This window comes from Streptomyces sp. NPDC024632, assembly GCF_055559175.1.
In genome coordinates this window covers 57537-75024 of sequence record NZ_JBVHLD010000026.1, presented here as the reverse complement: position 1 = coordinate 75024, position 17488 = coordinate 57537, and the positions used below count along the sequence as shown (strand labels likewise).

The window sequence follows — 17488 nt, the reverse complement described above, 5'->3', positions numbered from 1 at the left end:
ACCCGCCGGTCGCGACCCGTGCGCGGACCCGCCGTCACACCGGGCGCGGCGAGCGCGCGCGGACAGGCGATCATGGCCGGTCTGTCCGGCCGCTCGGTCGACGCCCTGCTGATAGCGGGCGACCGCGACCTCATCGACCACCTCCCGCTGCTGGTGGACGTGCTTCCCCGTCGTGCTCTGCGCCTGGGAGAACGCGGCCCTGAGCTGTTCCCCGTCGTCACCATCGACTACGAGGGCGCCGGTCACCTCGCGGGACGGCACCCGCGCGGCCTCGGCCACGAGCGGGTCGCCGCCGTCGCCAGCCCCGCGCACACCGTCCGGATCGCGGGCTTCCGCCGCGCCTTCGCCGCCGCCGGCCTCGCCGTACCCGACACCGCCGTCTTCCTCGCCCCGGAACCGACCCCCGAGGGCGGCTTCGCCGCCGCGCCCACGGCTCAGGAGTCGTCGCCGCCCCGGCCCCGGTGCTGACCGCCGTCGTCCGCGCCGTGCCCGCTCCCATGACCGTCGCCCGACCGGTCACCTCTGTGGTCGTCGGCTCCGGGGGAGCGGGTCGGGCTCGGGGTGCCCGCGCCGTGGTCGTCGGCTCCGGGGGAGCGGGTCGGGCTCGGGGTGCCCGCGCCGTGGTCGTCGGCCCCGGGCGAACGCGTCGGGCGGGGAGTCGCCGCGCCCCGGCCGCCGCCACGGTGACCGTCCAGGCTGACGGTGCCGGAGGTCGCGTTCACCCTCAACTCGCGTAGCACGCCGTCCTTTCCAAGCACCCTGACCTCCCAGAAATCCGCGCCGGAACGCTCGACGGAGACGACCGTCCCCGGATACAGCGTGAGCGCGGCGGTCACGGCCTCGGCCGCCGTGAGGCCGGTGCTGCTGGGAGTCGGGGCGCCGGTGCGCGGGACGCCCGTCGGGGCACCCGTCGACGGCGTACGGCGGTCGCCGCCGTGGTCGTCGCCCGCGTCGTGCGGGGACGTGGCGCTCGGGACTGCCGTCGGACGGCCGCCGTGGTCGTCACCCGCGGCGAAGGCGGTGTAGCCGCCACCGGCGAGCAGGGCCGCCGCGGCGACGGCGGCGACGCTGATGTTGCGCTTCATGAGGAGCCTCCCCGGCCGGGCTGTACCCGGCCTGTGTCGTTGCTGTGTCCGTGCCAACACGATGGCCGGAGCAAGCTGAAGGCAGCCTGAAGCGACCTGAAGATCGCTTCAGGTTCGATTTGGGAGGGTGGGCCCATGCGCTTGCTGATCGTGGAGGACGAGAAGAGACTCGCCGTCTCCCTGGCCAAGGGACTGACGGCCGAGGGCTTCGCCGTGGACGTCGTCCACGACGGGCTCTCGGGACTGCACCTGGCCGGAGACCGCGCCTACGACCTCGTCGTCCTCGACATCATGCTGCCCGGCATGAACGGCTACCGCGTGTGCGCCGCGCTGCGCGCCGCGGGCAACGACGTACCGATCCTGATGCTCACGGCCAAGGACGGCGAGTACGACGAGGCCGAGGGCCTGGACACCGGCGCGGACGACTATCTGACCAAGCCGTTCTCCTACGTCGTGCTCGTCGCACGGGTGAAGGCACTGCTGCGCCGCCGGGCCTCTCCCGGTGCCTCGCCGGTCCTGCGGGTCGGCGGCCTCGCCGTCGACACCTCCGCCCGGCGGGTGTTCCGCGGCGAGGACGAAGTGGCGCTCACCGCCAAGGAGTTCGCGGTCCTCGAACAACTCGCCGTCCGGGCGGGCCAGGTGGTCGGCAAGCCGGAGATCCTGGAGCACGTCTGGGACTTCGCCTACGACGGCGACCCCAACATCATCGAGGTCTACATCAGCGCGCTGCGCCGCAAGCTGGGCGCAACCACCATCCAGACGGTACGCGGCGCGGGTTACCGCCTGGTCACGTCATGAGGCGCCGCCCGCTCGGCTCCGTGCAGGCCAAGACGGTGCTGGGCGCGACCGCCGTCGTGACCGTGGCGATGGTGGCCGCCGGGATCGCGGTCCTCCTCTCGCTCGGCGCCAACCTCACCGAGCAGGCCCAGAGCCAGGCCAACGACACCGCACGCCGCGTCGCCGTGACCGTCGCGACCCGCAAGGCGGACGCCGCGCTCTACTCAGGGCTCGCCCTCCCCGACGACGCGCCCGTCCAAGTGACCACCACCGACGGGCGGTTGCTCGCCGCGAGCAGGACCCTGGAGAAGATCAGCGGCACGGGCGTGCCGGACGTCAGGCCGCGTGGGTCTGCGCCCGAGCCGACACCCACCGTCAGTCCGACCTCGGCACCGGCGCCGCCACCGACCGTGTCGCCGAGCGGGACCGCCGACGACCACGGCGGCGCAGGCGGCGGCCGTGGCCGGGGCAAGGGCGGGCGCGACGGCGACGCGCAGGAGACGACCCCCAGCGGCCGGGGGAGCGACGACCACGCCACGCCCACCGGCACCGCCGACCCCGTCGTCGGCGAGATCAGCGGCACCGTCCAAGAGGGCGCGGGACACGCCACGTTGGACGGCCGCGGCGCCGCCTACCGGTTCGCGACGGTCAAGGCCACCGACCTCGCGGGGCAGACGGTCCTGGTCCACGCGGGCGCCTCGCTCGCGGCGCGCGAGAGCGCCGTGCGTACCACCACCGTGGTCATGCTGGCTGGACTGCCCGTCCTGCTGGCGGTCGTCGGCGGCGTGACCTGGCTGGTCACCCGCCGCGCACTGGCCCCGGTCGCGGGCATCCGCCGCGAGATGGCCGCCATCACGGCCTCGGAAGACCTCTCGCGGCGCGTGCCGGAGCCCGCGGCGCACGACGAGGTGGCCCGGCTGGCCCGTACCACCAACGAAACGCTCACCGCCCTCGAAGCGTCCGTCGAACGGCAGCGCCGCTTCGTCGCCGACGCCTCGCACGAACTGCGCAGCCCGATTGCCTCCCTGCGCACGCAGCTCGAAGTGGGCTCCGCGCACCCGCAGTTGCTCGACGTCCCCGGCGCCGTCAAGGACACCGTGCGACTCCAGCAACTCGCGGCCGACCTGCTGCTGCTCGCCCGCCTCGACGCGGGGGAGACGCCGACGCAACGGCCGGTCGATCTGGCCGCGTTGGTGCGCGAGGAGGCCGAGGGGCGGGCCGCCGACCGTACGCCGGTCGCCGTCGACATCGGTCAGGACGCCGCCTTGAGAGCGGAAGTCAACGGGTCACGGGGCCAGTTGGCCCGGCTCGTGCGCAATCTGCTCGACAACGCCCAACGGCACGCCCGCACCGAGGTCACCGTGTCCGTACGCCGCGGGGACGGCCGGATCGTGCTCGCGGTCGCCGACGACGGCGCGGGCGTACCGGAGGCCGAGCGCGAGCGGATATTCGAGCGGTTCGTACGGCTCGACGAGGCCCGCAGCCGGGACGACGGCGGGGCCGGACTCGGCCTGGCCATCGCGCGCGACGTGGCGCACCGGCACGGCGGCACGCTCACCGGCGGCGCAGCGCCGAGCGGCGGCGCCCGCTTCGAACTCCGGCTGCCGGACGCCGATGTGTGACCCCGTCAGTTCCGGGTCAGTTCCACGGCATGCGCGAGCGGTGATCCCAGTACGCGGCCGGTGTCTGCGCCAACTCGGTGACGAGACGGCCGAGTTGCGCGTCGTCGAGACGGACGTCGGTCGCGCGCAGATTCGAGGCCAGTTGGTCCTCGGTCGCCGCTCCCGACAGCACCACGTCGACCCACGGCTGACGCAGCGCGGCGGCCAGCGCCAGAGCGTCGTAGGAGGCTCCCGTCGCCTCGGCGACCGGAGCCAGCACCGCGTCCAGTCGCGGGTCGCGTTCTGCGAGACGCCCGTTGGCGAGACCTTCCTTGATGATGACGGTACGACCCGCCTCGTGCGCCTCCGCCAAGGCGGGGCCCGCCGACGGCTCCAGGACATTCCAGGTGGACTGGACGCTGCCGAACACCGGACGCCCGTCGACGCCGACATCGAGGGCGGCGCGGATCGCGTCACCCTGCCGGGGCCCGCTGGTCGAGATGCCCACGGCCACCCCCTGATCGGCGAGCGCGACCAGCCGCCGGTGCAGGACGGGATCGGTGAGAGCCGGGCTGTCCGGTGTCACCGAATGCACCTGGTAGAGGTCGAGCCGGTCGCCGAACAGCCCGCGCGTCTCGGCGAGTTGACGGTCGTAGACCCCGACGCTGTGGTCCTTGACCTCATGGGTCTCCGCGTCGACCCGCCAGTCCGCCGTATAGGTGTAACCCCACTTGCTGCCGACCATGACCCCAGGCCGGTCACCGCCCGCCTCCAGCCACTCGGCCAGGAACTCCTCGGCCCGGCCGTACGAGCGCGCCGCGTCGAAGTAGCGCACGCCGCGCGCGTACGCGAAGTCCAGCACCTCGTGCGTCCGCCGTCGCATCGCCGCCACGTCCCGGCCCGGCGGCAGATCCCGCTCCCGGCCGAGATTGATGTATCCGGGCCGCCCGAGAGCGGCCAGGCCGAGGCCGATCCGGTGGGGTACGTCGGCGAGCGACGGCGGCGGCTGCGTGACCATGCGACGGCTCCTGACCGTGGGGCGACTGCGACTGCGACTGCGAGTGCGACTTTGACGACGAGGACGGCTGCGGCCGTGCGGCGCGGGCGTACACCCGCGATGTCCCGCCCACCCGCATGATCACCGTACGTCGCCCGCCGCCGCGCCCGTCACCCGCCGCACCGGCCGGGCCCGCACCGGCCGGGCCCGCACCGGCCGGGCCCGCACCGGCCCGCACCGTCCTTGACCGGCCCGGAGCGTACCGCCCCGGCGTACCGCCCTACGGCTTCGCCCCGTCCGACCAGCGGTAACACAGCTCCGGGCGGCCGACCTGCCCGTACTGCGGGCTGCGGACCGCGAGCCCGGTGTCGACCAGGTGCTCCAGATAGCGGCGGGCCGTGATGCGCGAGACCCCCGCCGCCTGCGCCGCCGAAGCCGCCGACAAACCGCCGTCCGCCGCCGCCCGCAAGGCCGAGGTCACCGCTTCGAGGGTCGCACCGCTCAGCCCCTTCGGCAGCACGGTGGCCTGCGGACTGCGCAGCGCCCCCACCACCCGGTCCACCTCGTCCTGCCCGGACGCCTCACCGCCCGCCGCGTCACTGCGGTAGCGCGCCCAGCGCTCCAGCCGGTCCCGCAGCGAGGGGAAGGTGAACGGCTTGAGCAGGTACTGCACGACCCCGAGCGAGACGGCCTGCCGTACGACCGCGAGATCCCGCGCCGAGGTCACCGCCACCACATCGGCGCTCTGCCCCGCGCTGCGCATCCGTCGTACCAGGTCGAGACCGTGGCCGTCGGGCAGATGGAGGTCGAGCAGCACCAGGTCCACCGGCTGCCGGTCCAGCAGGCGCAGCGCGGCGCCGCCGGTGTGGACGACGGCCGCCACCGCGAAGCCGGGCAGCCGCTCGACGTACATCCGGTGCGCGTCGGCCGCCACGGGATCGTCCTCGACGACCAGGACCCTGATCACGCGCGTGCCTCCTGCCCCAGCGGCAGCCGTACGGTGAACTCCGCGCCGCCGCCCTCGGCGCGGTCGAGGCCGACCGTGCCGCCCGCGCGGCGCGCGGCCTGCTCGACCAGGGCGAGGCCGAGACCGTGGCCCTCGCTCTTGGTGGTCCAGCCGCGCCGGAACACCTCGCGGATGGTGGCGGGGTCGACGCCGCGCCCGGAGTCGGTGACCTTCAGCAGCAGCTCGTCCTCCTCGACCTTGGCCCGTACGGTGACCGACGGCCGGCCGCCGCCGCGCGCGGCGCCCTCGATGGCCGCGTCGATCGCGTTGTCTATCAGGTTTCCCAGCACGGTGACCAGGTCGCGGGCGGTGAGCGCGGGCGGCAGGACCCCGTCGTCGATCCGGCTGTCCTCGGTGACGGTCAACTCAACCCCGCGCTCGTGGCTCTCGGCGGCCTTGCCGAGCAGCAGCGCCGCGAGCACCGGTTCGCCGACCGCCGCCACCACCCGGTCGGTGAGCGCCTGGGCGAGTTCCAGCTCGGAGGTGGCGAAGTCCACCGCCTCCTGCGCGCGGCCCAGTTCGATCAGCGACACGACGGTGTGCAGCCGGTTGGACGACTCGTGGGCCTGGGAGCGCAGCGCCTCGGCGAAGCCGCGCACCGAGTCCAACTCCCCGGTCAGCGCCTGGAGATCGGTGTGGTCGCGCAGGGTGACCACGGTGCCGCGGCGCTCGCCGCCGCGTACCGGCGAGGTGTTCACGACCAGGACCTGCTCGGACGTCAGGTGCACCTCGTCGACCCGCGGCTCGGCGGCCAGCAACGCGCCGGTCAGCGACACCGGCAGGCCGAGCGTGTCCACGTACCGGCCGACGACCTCCTGCTCGCCGAGGCTCAGCAGCTCGCGCGCCGCGTCGTTGCACAGCGCGACCCTGCGGTCGGCGTCGAGCAGGATCAGGCCCTCGCGCAGCGCGTGCAGCGTCGCCTGGTGATAGTCGTACATCCGGCTCAGCTCCGTCGCGGCCATCCCGTGGGTGTGCGTGCGCAGCCGTCGGTTGGCCGCATACGTGCCGAGGCCGCCGACGACGAGCGCGGCCAGCGCCACCGCGACCAGGGCGGTGAGCTGCTTGCGGACCTGCTGGCTGATGGTGTCGACCTTGATGCCGACGCTCACCAGCGCGACGATCCGGTCGCCGGAGCGGACCGGCGTCACGACGCGTACCGAGGCGCCGAGCGAACCTGTGTACGTCTCGGTGAACGTCTGCCCGCGCAGGGCGGGGCCGATGTGGCCGAGGAAGTGCTTTCCGATCAGCGACCTGTCGGGATGGGTCCAGCGGATGCCGTGGGTGTCCATGATGGTCACGAAGTCCACGCCCGCGTCCGCGGTGACGCGGTCGGCGTACGGCTGGAGGGCCGCGGTGGGATCGGCGGAGCGCGCCGCCCGCACCACGGTGTCGGAGTCCGCGACGGCGGTGGCCGCGGCGGAGACCCGGTCACGGGCCGCGTCCTCGGCCCGGCTGCCCGCGTTGACGTACGCCAGCACGGCGCAGCCGCCGACCACCAGGGCCACGATCACCACCTGCACGGCGAAGAGCTGACCGGCCAGGCTGCGCGGCCGGGTCCGAGTGCGGCGGAAGCGGCTCAGTCCGGGCACGGTGAACCGGGCGGCCGGGCTCGCCGCGCCGGCCTGGTGCGTCGGTCCGGCCGCCGTGCTCGACGTGGGGGGTATGGCGGGCATGCACAACAGTGTGCACGCCAACCCGCGAACTCAATGAACGCAAACGTGACCTGGCTCACGCCCCGAGCGCATAGTCACCGGGACCTGTCCGATCGCGGGCGCTCGGGACGGCGCCCGCGGACCGAGGGAGACGAAGGTGTCAGCCCAGGCCCCCAGCGACGTCACGAGCCGTCGAGACCATACCCACTACCTCTACACCGCCGTCATCCTGGCGACGATCGCGGGCGCCGTGCTGGGCCTCCTCGCGCCCGGTGTGGCCGTCGAGCTGAAGCCGATCGGCACCGGCTTCGTCAATCTCATCAAGATGATGATCTCGCCCATCATCTTCTGCACACTCGTGCTCGGCATCGGATCCGTCCGCAACGCCGCCAAGGTCGGCAAGGTCGGGGGCCTCGCGCTCGGCTACTTCGTCACCATGTCGTTCGCCGCGCTCGCCGTCGGCCTGCTGGTCGGCAACATCCTGCACCCCGGCAGCGGGCTGCACCTGACCGAGGCGCTGAAGAACGCGGGCCAGGCCCAGGCCACCGACGCCCCCACCGAAGGCGTGGACTTCGTCCTCGGCATCGTCCCGACCACCCTGGTCTCCGCCTTCACGCAAGGCCAGGTGCTGCAAACGCTGCTGGTGGCGCTGCTCGTCGGCTTCGCCCTCCAGGCCATGGGGCCGGTCGGGGCGCCCGTGCTGCGCGGCGTCGGGCACATCCAGAAACTGGTCTTCCGCGTCCTGTCGATGATCATGTGGGCGGCCCCCGTCGGCGCGTTCGGCGCGATCGCCGCCGTCGTCGGCTCCGCGGGTGTGGACGCGCTCAAGGCGCTGGCCACGATCATGATCGGCTTCTACGTGACCTGCCTGATCTTCGTCGTGGCCGTCCTCGGCGCGGTGCTGTGGCTGTTCGCCAAGGTCAACCTCTTCCACCTGCTGCGCTACCTCGCCAGGGAATTCCTGCTGATCGTCTCCACGTCGTCGTCGGAGTCGGCGCTGCCGCGGCTGATCGCCAAGATGGAACACCTCGGGGTGAGCCGGCCCGTCGTCGGCATCACGGTCCCGACCGGCTACTCCTTCAACCTCGACGGCACGATGATCTATCTGACGATGGCGTCGCTGTTCATCGCCGACGCGATGGACCAGCCGCTCTCCCTCGGCCAGCAGATCTCGCTGCTGCTGTTCATGATGATCGCCTCCAAGGGCGCCGCCGGGGTCTCGGGCTCCGGCATGGCCGTGCTCGCCAGCGGACTCCAGTCACACCGTCCCGCGCTGGTCGACGGCATCGGTCTGATCGTCGGCATCGACCGCTTCATGAGCGAGGCCCGCGCCGTGACCAACTTCGCGGGCAACGCCGTCGCCACCGTCCTGATCGGCACCTGGACGAAGGAGTTCGACCGCGACCGCGCGCGGCGGGTCTTCGCGGGAGAGCTGCCCTTCGACGAGTCGACCCTGTCCGACGAGGACGACGCCTCCGCGCCGTCGGCCACGCCCGGCCAGCCCGTTCCCGGCCGGCCCGCGCCTGATCAGTCCGCGCCCGATCGGTCCGCGCCCGAGGGAGCCCTGGTCAAGAAGGAGACCGCCGCCCTCTGACCTCCCGCGCCCTCCCGAACGGCCCCGTCGGAACTCCCCCTTCCGGCGGGGCCCGCGTGTGTGCCCGGCACCCCGGAACGCCCGCCACCGGATCAACTGCTCGACGAGTGGCCGGAAGTGATCCACCTTCAGTTCGGACCGTCCACTCTTTTTGTCATCTCTATAATAACTTTTAGCAATCTCTGTGAAAGCTCTAGACCGACCCTTGGTGCGGTCCTAACGTTCCGTCACAACTTCTGATGCCGTCAGAGGAAGTGTGGGCCTGTGAGCATCCAGTACCGCGTACTGAGCCGACTGCGTGACCTCGGGCCGCTGTCCCGGGCGCAGCTCTCCGACGAGCTCGAGATGCCGCGCCCACGGCTGGTGGCCGAACTCGACCGGATGATCGCGAGCGGCACGATCCTGGAGGCGGGACCCGCGGCCTCGCGCGGCGGTCGTCGCTCCACCCTCGTTCAACTCGACCCGGAACTGCGCTTCGCCGCGGTCGACCTGGGCGCGAGCTCCATCGACATCGAGATCACCGATGGGCGCCTGGCGGCGGTCGCCTCGTACTCCGAGAGCGCCGACATCCGCCAGGGACCCGGACCCGTGCTCGACCGGGTCAGCGAACTCCTGCGCAAACTGGGCGCGCAGAGCCGCAGCGCCCGGCTCGACACCATCGGCATCGGCCTGCCGGGACCGGTCAGTTTCCGGGACGGCGTCTCCGTCTCCCCGCCGATCATGCCCGGCTGGGACCGCTTCCCGGTGCGTTCCACTCTGACCAGCGAGCACGGCTGCCCGGTCGTCGTCGACAACGACGTGAATCTGATGGCGCTCGGCGAACACCACAGCGGCGTCGCCCGCTCCGTCGACAACCTTCTGTTCGTGAAGATCGGCAGCGGCATCGGCTGCGGTGTCCAGGTGCACGGCCAGATCTACCGGGGCTCGGAAGGCTCGGCGGGCGACATCGGACACATCCAGGTCGAGGCGGCGGGCCTGCCCTGCTCCTGCGGCAACACCGGCTGTCTCGAGGCGCACTTCGGCGGTGTCGCCCTCGCCAGGGACGCCACCGCCGCCGCCCGCGCCGGACGCTCCGAGGCGCTGGCCGAACGGCTCGCCGCCCACGGCGCGGTGACCGCCGCGGACGTCGCCCAGTGCGCGGCGGGCGGCGACCTCGTCTGCCTCAACCTCGTCCGGGACGGCGGCCACCGCGTCGGACAGGTCCTCACCCACCTCGTCAGCCTCATGAACCCGTCGATGATCGTCATCGGCGGCGGCCTGGCCGGACTCGGCCACCTCCTGCTCGCCGAGATCCGCAGCGTGGTCTACAAACGTTCGCCGCCGCTGGCCACCGGCAATCTGGCGATCGTCCTGTCGGAACTCGGCCCGCGGGCCGGGGTCGTCGGCGCCGCGCTGCTGGCCAGCGAACTCCACTACGGGAGACAGCTATGACCGCCAACCCTCCCAGCCCACCCGCCCGTTCCCCCGCGTCCACGGGCCGCCACCTCGTCCGGGAGCCGATCCTCCGCCTGGACCGGGTCGTCAAGACCTTCCCCGGCGTCCGGGCCCTGGACGGCGTCGAGTTGGCGGTCCGGCCGGGGGAGGTGCACTGCCTGCTGGGCCAGAACGGCGCGGGCAAGTCCACCTTGATCAAAGTGCTCTCCGGAGTGCACCGGCCCGACTCCGGCCGTATCGAGTGGCGGGGCAGACCGGTCACCTTCGCCGACCCCCAGGCGGCCATGCGCGCCGGGATCGCCACCATCTACCAGGAACTCGACCTCGTCCCGCACATGACCGTCGCGGAGAACGTGCTGCTCGGCCACGAACCGCGCACCGCGGGGTTCGTCCGCAGGCCCGGCATGCGCGAGCAGGCCCGCGCTGTGCTCGGCCGCCTCGGCCACGCCGAGATCCCCGTCAACCGCACGATCGACAAACTGCCCGCCGCCGCACGGCAGATCGTCAGCATGGGCCGCGCCCTGTCCCGCGAGGCCAGGCTGCTGGTCATGGACGAACCGAGCGCGGTCCTCGCCCACGACGAGGTCGCCAACCTCTTCCGGATCATCCGCGAACTGCGCGGCCAGGGCATCGCCGTCATCTACATCTCGCACCGGCTCGACGAGATCCGCGAGATCTGCGACCGCGTCACCGTGCTCAAGGACGGCCGCACCACGGCCGCCGACCTGCCCGCCTCGACCCCCACCAAGGAACTCGTCGGCCTGATGACCGGCCGCTCCCTGGAGTACGTCTTCCCGCGCCGCCCCACCTTCTCCAAGCGGGCGGCCGCCGAGCGCGCCGACCGCCAGGAGCCGGAGACCGAACTGCTGCGGGTGGAACACCTCAGTCGCCAGGGCGAGTTCAGCGACGTCTCGCTCACCGTCGCGCCCGGCGAGATCGTCGGCATCGCGGGACTCGTCGGCTCCGGCCGCTCGGAACTGCTGGAGACGGTCTTCGGCGCGCGCCGCCCGGACCACGGCCATGTCCTCGTACGGGGGCGGCGGTTGCGGCCCGGCAGCGTCCCCGCCGCCGTGCGCGCAGGGCTCGGCCTGGCGCCGGAGGAGCGCAAGAGCCAGGCGCTGCTGCTGGACGAGGCCGTCCAACGCAACATCGGCCTGGCCTCGTTGACCCGGCACACCACCGCGGGGTTCGTACGCGGCGGCGCCGAACGCACCGCCGCGCGCGGCATCGCCGACCGGCTCGACCTGCGCCCGCGCGATGTCGGACGCAAGGCCGGCACCCTGTCCGGCGGCAATCAGCAGAAGGTCGTCGTCGGCCGCTGGCTGCTCGGCGGCACCAGCCTGCTGCTGCTCGACGAACCCACCCGAGGCGTCGACGTCGGAGCCCGCGCCGAGCTGTACCGGGTGATCAGGGACCTGGCCGACGAAGGCGTGGGGGTGCTGCTGGTCTCCAGCGAGGTCCCCGAGGTGCTGGGCCTGGCCGACCGGGTCCTGGTGATGCGCGAGGGCCGGATCGTACGGGAGGCCCCGGCGCGCGAGCTGGACGAACACCTGGTCCTCGACCTGGTCATGGCGGGGGCACTGCTGGAAGGGACGGACCAGTGACGACCGACCTCACCTCGCCGCCGCCGGCGGCGAAGACCGAACCGACGAGTTGGTGGAGACGGGACGCGGCCGAGCCCGTACGGCGCAATCTCGGACTCACCGCGGTCCTGGCCGCGCTCGTGGTGATCGGCCTGATCAGCGCCAACGACCGCTTCCTGACCAGCGGCAACATCCTCAATGTGCTCACCCAGGCGTCGGCGATCGGCGTGATCGCCATCGGGATGACCTTCGTCATCATCGGCGGCGGCATCGACCTGTCCGTCGGGGCGCTCACCGCGCTGGCCGCCGTGTGGTGCACGACGGTCGCCACCCAGGACTTCGGCGTGCCCGGCATGGTCTTCACCGCCGTGATCGTCGGCGCCGTCGCCGGTACGGTCAACGGCCTGCTGATCGCGTACGGCCGCCTCGTCCCCTTCATCGCCACCCTCGCCATGATGGTCAGCGCCCGCGGTCTGGCCGCCAAGATCTCCGACAAGAAGACCCAGGAGGTCGACGTCGGGGCCGTCAACCGCTTCGCGGAGAACAAGTTTCTCGGCATTCCGCTGCTGGTCTGGCTGTTCGCGGCCGTCGCCGCCGTCGGCTGGGTGCTGCTCAACCGCACCGCCTTCGGCCGCCGCACCGTCGCCGTCGGCGGCAACGCGGAGGCGGCCCGCCTGGCGGGCATCAACGTCCGCCGCCAGACGGTCTATCTGTACGCGCTGTCCGGCGTGTGCTGCGGCATCGCCGCGATCATGGTCGTCGCCCAGGCCAACGCGGGCTCCTCGGGCCAGGGCGACCTGTACGAACTCGACGCCATCGCCGCCGTCATCATCGGCGGGACCGTACTGACCGGCGGCCGGGGCACCGTCGTCGGCTCGCTGCTCGGCGTGGTGGTCTTCACCACCATCACCAATCTGTTCATCCTCAACAATCTGCCGGCCGAAGTGCAGAACATCGTCAAGGGCGCCATCATCGCGGGCGCCGTCCTGGTCCAGCAGTTCCAGCCGAGCAAGCTGCTGCTGCGCCGCCGTCTCTGACCGCCACCGGCGCTCTCCTCCTTCCGGTCTCTCCCAGCCGCTCGCCGTATGCCACGGGCACGGCACCACCCACCCTCGCGGAGGACGAAATGTCTGAAAAGTCAAGAAGCTCCCGTGTCTCCCGCAGAAACATCCTCTTCAGCGGCGCGGCCGTCGGTGCCACCGCCCTGGTCGCCTCCTGCACCTCCAACAGCGAGGACAAGCCGTCCGCGCAGACCTCCGCCCCGGCCGCGCCCGTGGACAGCGGCGCACCCGGCAAGGCCATCACCATCGGCTTCTCCGCCCCCGCCGCCGACCACGGCTGGCTCGCGGCCATCACCACCAACGCGCAGCGCCGCGCCAAGCAGTTCTCCGAGGTCACCTTCAAGGCCGTGGAGGCGGGCGAGGACGCCACCGCCCAGCGCGCCGCGATGGAGACGCTGATCCAGTCCAAGCCCGACGTCATCGTGGTGCTGCCCTTCGACGGCGCCCAGCTCACGGCCACCGGACGCAAGGCCATGCAGGCCGGTATCCCGGTGGTCAACCTCGACCGGCAGTTCTCCGACGAACAGGCGTTCCGGGTCCTGATCAAAGGCGACAACTACGGCATGGGCGTGGCCGCGGGTCACTTCATCGGCAGCCGCCTCAAGGCGGACGGGAAGACCAACGCGACGATCGCCGAGATCGCCGGGATCGACAATCTGCCGCTGACCCAGGACCGCAGCCGCGGCTTCAAGGAGGCCCTGGCCACGTACGGCATGAGCGTCAAGCACCGCGTCTCGGCGCAGTTCACCATCGATTCGGGCCACCAGGTCACCTCCGACCTGCTCCAGGCGGCGCCGAAGCTGGACGCGGTGTGGAACCACGACGACGACCAGGGCGTCGGCGTGCTCGCCGCGGTCAAGCAGGCCGGGCGGGACGAGTTCTTCATGGTCGGCGGGGCGGGCTCGCGCAAGGTCATGGAGCAGATCCGCGACGACAACACGGTGCTCAAGGCCACCGTCACCTACAGCCCGACGATGGCGGGCTCGGCCGTCTCGCTCGCCCGGCTGCTGGCCAACAACCGCGGCATGGCCGACCTGACGGAGCTGGGCGTGCCCAAGGAACTGCGGCTCGCCTCGGAGACCGTCACCCAGTCCAACGTGGCGGACTACCTGCCGCTGGGCTTCTGACCCCGGCGGCTCCCCTTCCTTTCACCGCGCGCCTGCGCGCACCGAACCCCGATGAGCAGGGAGACCACATGACCACTCAGCGGCTACGCGTCGGCATGGTCGGGCACGCCTTCATGGGCGCCGCGCACTCACAGGCCTGGCGTACCGTCGACCATGTCTTCGACCTGGCCGCCCGTGTCCATATGGCGGCGCTGTGCGGTCGCGACCCCAAGCGGGCCGCGACCGCCGCCGAGCGGCTCGGCTGGGCCGAAAGCACCGCCGACTGGCGGGAGTTGATCGCCCGCGACGACATCGACCTGATCGACATCTGCACACCGGGCGACAGCCACGCCGAGATCGCCGTCGCCGCGCTCGCGGCGGGCAAGCACGTCCTGTGCGAGAAGCCGCTCGCCAACTCGGTGGCCGAGGCCCGCGCGATGTGCCGGGCCGCCGACCGGGCGCGGGAGTCGGGCGTCCGCGCCATGTGCGGCTTCACCTACCGGCGGGTCCCGGCACTCGCGCTGCTGCGCCGCCTCGTCGCCGACGGACGGCTCGGCCGGATCCGGCACGTACGCGCCGCGTATCTCCAGGACTGGATCGTGGACCCGCGGTTCCCGCTGGTGTGGCGGCTGCGGCGCGAGCACGCCGGATCGGGCGCGCTGGGCGACATCGGCTCGCACATCGTCGACCTCGCCCAGCACCTGACGGGCGACCGGCTGTCGGGCGTCGCCGCGCTCAGCGAGACCTTCGTGCCGACACGACCGCTGCCCGGCGCCGTGCCCGCCGCGCGGGGCGAGGTGACCGTGGACGACGCGACGGTGTTCCTCGGCCGTTTCCACGGCGGCGCGCTGGCCACCTTCGAGGCGACCCGTTTCGCCACCGGCCGCAAGAACGCCCTGCGGATCGAGATCAACGGCTCCCTCGGCTCCGCCGCCTTCGACCTGGAACGCCTCAACGAACTGGAGTTCCTCGACGCCGCCCAGCCACCGGCGGAACAGGGCTTCCGCCGCATCCTGGTCACCGAACCCGACCACCCCTACCTGTCGGCCTGGTGGCCGCCGGGCCACGGACTCGGCTACGAGCACGCCTTCACCCACCAGGCCCGCGACCTGGTCACCGCCATCGCGGAGGGGCGCGACCCCGAGCCGTCCTTCGCGGACGCCCTGGAGGTCCAGCTCGTCCTGGACGCGGTCCAGCGCAGCGCCGAGCACGACGCCGCCTGGACCCCGCTCCCTGCCCGTACCGCCGAGAACACCGACCCCGGACCGGGACCGAAGCCCACCGGTCGGGGGCAGTGACCGAAGGAACACCCCCTCACGGCTACGCGGGCGCGGCGGCGCTCAGCCCGCCGCGCCGAAGCGGTCCGCGCCCTCCACCGTCAGGCTGTCGGGAGCATCGGCCCCCGCCCGGCCGTCCGCGTCGAGCCGTACGGCCAGCGGCTGTTCGCCGACCCGCAGACCGCTCATGGTCAGCGGGCCGAGACGGCCCGCCGCCAGCGGGGACATCCGCAGCGACCCGCCGGGCACATCGGCCTCCAGCCCGAGCGCGGCCTGGACCAGCAGGACGGCGGAGGCCGCCGACCACGCCTGCGGACGGCAGGCCGCCGGATACGGGGCGGGCGCGCTGTCCAGCTCGGAGCCGTGTCCGGCGAAGAGCTCCGGCAGCCGTCCGTCGAAACCGGCGGACGCGGCGATCAGGCCCTCGGCCAGCTTGGCGGCCTCGCGGGGGAATCCGGCGCGGACCAGGCCGTGCACCGCGATGGCGGTGTCGTGCGGCCAGACCGAGCCGATGTGGTAGCCGAACGGGTTGAAACCGGTGGAATCCGTGCTCAGCGTGCGCAGCCCGAAACCGCAGTCCAGTTCGGGTCCCGCGATCCGGGCGGCCAGCAGGGCGCTCTCCCGCGGGTCCAGCAGCCCGGTGCCCAGCAGGTGGCCGAAGCCGGAGGTCACGGCGTCCACCGGACGCTTGTCGGCGTCGAGGGCGACGGCCGGGTAGCGGCCCTGCTCGTCCTCGACCCAGAAGCTCTCCCGGAAGCGGCTGCGCAGCCGGTCCGCCCACTGCTCCCAGCGCTCGGCGCCCGGCCGGTCGAAGGCCCGCAGCAGCGCCGCGCCCGCCATCGCTGCCTCGTAGCCGTACGCCTGGACCTCGCACAGCGCGATCGGCGCCTTGGCGAGACGGCCGTCGCGCCAGCGGATCGAGTCGCCGGAGTCCTTCCAGCCCTGGTTGGCGAGCCCGTGGCCGGTGGTGTCGATGTACTCCAGCAGCCCGTCGCCGTCCGCGTCGCCATACGTGGCCAGCCACTCCAGGGCGGCCTCGGCGTGCGGCAGCAGCTCGCGCACCTGCTGCGGGTCGAGACCCCAGCGCCACGCGTCGTGCAGCAGGATCACCCACAGCGGGGTGGCGTCCACGGTGCCGAAGTACACCGGCGGGAGCTTCGCGCCCTCGGCCAGGTGCAGGGTCTCGCGGCGCACCTCGTGCAGGATCTTGCCGGGCTGCTCCTCGGTACGGGGATCGGTGACGGTGCCCTGGCGGCGGGCCAGCGTGCGCAGCGTCCCCGCGGCCAGGTCCGTGCCCAGCGGCAGCAGCATCCGCGCCGCCCACAGCGAGTCCCGGCCGAACAGCGTCAGGAACCACGGCGACCCGGCGGCCAGGAAACGGTCCTCGGGGTGCAGCGGGTCCGACAGGAGCAGCCGCTCCAGGTCGCCCACCGACCGGGCCAGCAGCCGGTCCAGACGGCCGTCGGCGCTGCGCAGCTCGGTGGGCGACCACGGTACGGCGTCCCGCGCGACGGCCGGGAACTGGTCCGGCTCCGCGTCGCTGACACCGCACTCGACCGTCGCCCGCCAGGTGCCGCCCGACGGCAGCTCCACGGTGTAACGCAGCTCACCGCTGTCGGCGTCGACCAGCGGCTCGCGCGGTCCTGAACCGTTGCCGGAGTCCTGTTCCGGCATCGGCGCGCGGCCGGACGCCGGACCCGACACCGTACCGGCACCGGCACCGGGAGCGGTCACGGCCACCGACACCGGCCGCAGCCGTACGGTCAGCTCGTCGTCGCCCCAGGTCAGCCCGGTGTCCTCGGCCCTCGCGGGGAGCGCGGCGACCGTGCGCCCGGACTTGACGTCGGTCATCCGCGCCAGGTCCGTGGCCGCGGCGACCACCACGTCGAGACGGATCCGCCGCAGCCCCGCGTTGACGATCTCCAGCTCCTCGCGGAGCGTGCCCGGCGCCACCGAGCGGACCCGGCGCAGCGTGACCGCGGGGTCGGCGGTGTGTTCCCCGACACCGCGCAGGATCGCGCGGAAGGCGGTCCTGTCGGCGGGGCCGAGGGTGTGGCCGACCGGGATCAGGGGGACGCCCTCGACCCGGACCGCCAGGCTCGACAGCACCCGGCGGTCGCCGTGGAAGAAGCCGTCCGCACCGGCGGAGATGTCCCCGCCTGGTCGGGACAGCACCAGGCTGGGCGCGTAGAGCGTGGTGCAGGCGTCGTGCAGGAAGGGCTGCAAGCCCTCGGTGACGACGTCCGTGGGAGACGGGTTCGCGGTGCTGTGCCCTTGGACGGCCGTGTTCACAGGGTGGTGCCTCTCGTCGGTGG

The 17488-nt window shown here is 72.8% G+C and carries 13 protein-coding genes and 1 pseudogene; 9 read left to right on the top strand and 5 right to left on the bottom strand.

Annotated features, from left to right (window positions below; all coding sequences use genetic code 11):
* The first annotated feature begins 18 nt into the window (after window positions 1–18).
* Complete coding sequence (locus ACZ37P_RS36445; RefSeq protein ID WP_467350735.1) at window positions 19–468, top strand: type 1 periplasmic-binding domain-containing protein; 450 nt, start codon at window positions 19–21, stop codon at window positions 466–468.
* Here ACZ37P_RS36445 and ACZ37P_RS36440 read toward each other — a convergent pair.
* The gene (locus ACZ37P_RS36440) at window positions 435–1085 is read right to left on the bottom strand and encodes a PepSY domain-containing protein (RefSeq protein ID WP_467350733.1); all 651 of its coding nucleotides are present in this window, start codon (window positions 1083–1085) and stop codon (window positions 435–437) included. The genes ACZ37P_RS36445 and ACZ37P_RS36440 overlap by 34 nt on opposite strands.
* A gap of 135 nt (window positions 1086–1220) precedes the next feature.
* On the opposite strand from ACZ37P_RS36440, the gene ACZ37P_RS36435 reads away from it, so the two are divergent.
* Window positions 1221–1883 (top strand): response regulator transcription factor, encoded by a 663-nt coding sequence (locus tag ACZ37P_RS36435; RefSeq protein WP_391051825.1) that lies wholly within the window; start codon window positions 1221–1223, stop codon window positions 1881–1883.
* Between the two features lie 263 nt (window positions 1884–2146).
* Window positions 2147–3484 (top strand): annotated as a pseudogene (locus tag ACZ37P_RS36430) (sensor histidine kinase); the annotation flags it as partial.
* A gap of 16 nt (window positions 3485–3500) precedes the next feature.
* Here ACZ37P_RS36430 and ACZ37P_RS36425 read toward each other — a convergent pair.
* The 3 genes from ACZ37P_RS36425 to ACZ37P_RS36415 all read right to left on the bottom strand — a co-directional run bounded on the left by ACZ37P_RS36425 (window position 3501) and on the right by ACZ37P_RS36415 (window position 7139).
* Complete coding sequence (locus ACZ37P_RS36425) at window positions 3501–4481, bottom strand: aldo/keto reductase (protein WP_391051819.1); 981 nt, start codon at window positions 4479–4481, stop codon at window positions 3501–3503.
* A 259-nt stretch (window positions 4482–4740) separates the two neighbouring features.
* Entirely contained in the window at window positions 4741–5427 is a 687-nt protein-coding gene (locus ACZ37P_RS36420; RefSeq protein WP_467350732.1) for a response regulator, read from the bottom strand.
* Window positions 5424–7139: a sensor histidine kinase gene (locus ACZ37P_RS36415; RefSeq protein ID WP_467350730.1), complete on the bottom strand. Its 1716-nt coding sequence runs from the start codon at window positions 7137–7139 to the stop codon at window positions 5424–5426. The genes ACZ37P_RS36420 and ACZ37P_RS36415 overlap by 4 nt, the downstream gene beginning before the upstream one ends.
* Before the next feature lie 136 nt (window positions 7140–7275).
* Between ACZ37P_RS36415 and ACZ37P_RS36410 the strand changes: the two genes are divergently transcribed.
* The 6 genes from ACZ37P_RS36410 (at window position 7276) to ACZ37P_RS36385 (ending at window position 15194) form a co-directional block, all read left to right on the top strand.
* On the top strand, window positions 7276–8712 hold the full coding sequence (locus tag ACZ37P_RS36410; protein WP_467350728.1) for a cation:dicarboxylate symporter family transporter: 1437 nt from the start codon (window positions 7276–7278) through the stop codon (window positions 8710–8712).
* Window positions 8713–8976: 264 nt separating this feature from the next.
* The gene (locus ACZ37P_RS36405) at window positions 8977–10143 is read left to right on the top strand and encodes an ROK family transcriptional regulator (RefSeq protein WP_355343557.1); all 1167 of its coding nucleotides are present in this window, start codon (window positions 8977–8979) and stop codon (window positions 10141–10143) included.
* Window positions 10140–11750 (top strand): sugar ABC transporter ATP-binding protein, encoded by a 1611-nt coding sequence (locus tag ACZ37P_RS36400; protein ID WP_467350727.1) that lies wholly within the window; start codon window positions 10140–10142, stop codon window positions 11748–11750. Before ACZ37P_RS36405 ends, ACZ37P_RS36400 begins: the two co-directional genes overlap by 4 nt.
* Window positions 11747–12766, top strand: coding sequence for an ABC transporter permease (locus ACZ37P_RS36395; RefSeq protein ID WP_467350725.1), 1020 nt, complete (start codon window positions 11747–11749; stop codon window positions 12764–12766). Before ACZ37P_RS36400 ends, ACZ37P_RS36395 begins: the two co-directional genes overlap by 4 nt.
* A gap of 89 nt (window positions 12767–12855) precedes the next feature.
* Window positions 12856–13917 (top strand): substrate-binding domain-containing protein, encoded by a 1062-nt coding sequence (locus tag ACZ37P_RS36390; RefSeq protein ID WP_467350724.1) that lies wholly within the window; start codon window positions 12856–12858, stop codon window positions 13915–13917.
* 68 nt (window positions 13918–13985) lie between these two features.
* Window positions 13986–15194 (top strand): Gfo/Idh/MocA family protein, encoded by a 1209-nt coding sequence (locus ACZ37P_RS36385; RefSeq protein WP_467350723.1) that lies wholly within the window; start codon window positions 13986–13988, stop codon window positions 15192–15194.
* Window positions 15195–15236: 42 nt separating this feature from the next.
* Here ACZ37P_RS36385 and ACZ37P_RS36380 read toward each other — a convergent pair whose 3' ends face one another.
* Window positions 15237–17465 (bottom strand): amylo-alpha-1,6-glucosidase, encoded by a 2229-nt coding sequence (locus ACZ37P_RS36380; RefSeq protein ID WP_467350721.1) that lies wholly within the window; start codon window positions 17463–17465, stop codon window positions 15237–15239.
* Window positions 17466–17488 lie beyond the last annotated feature (23 nt).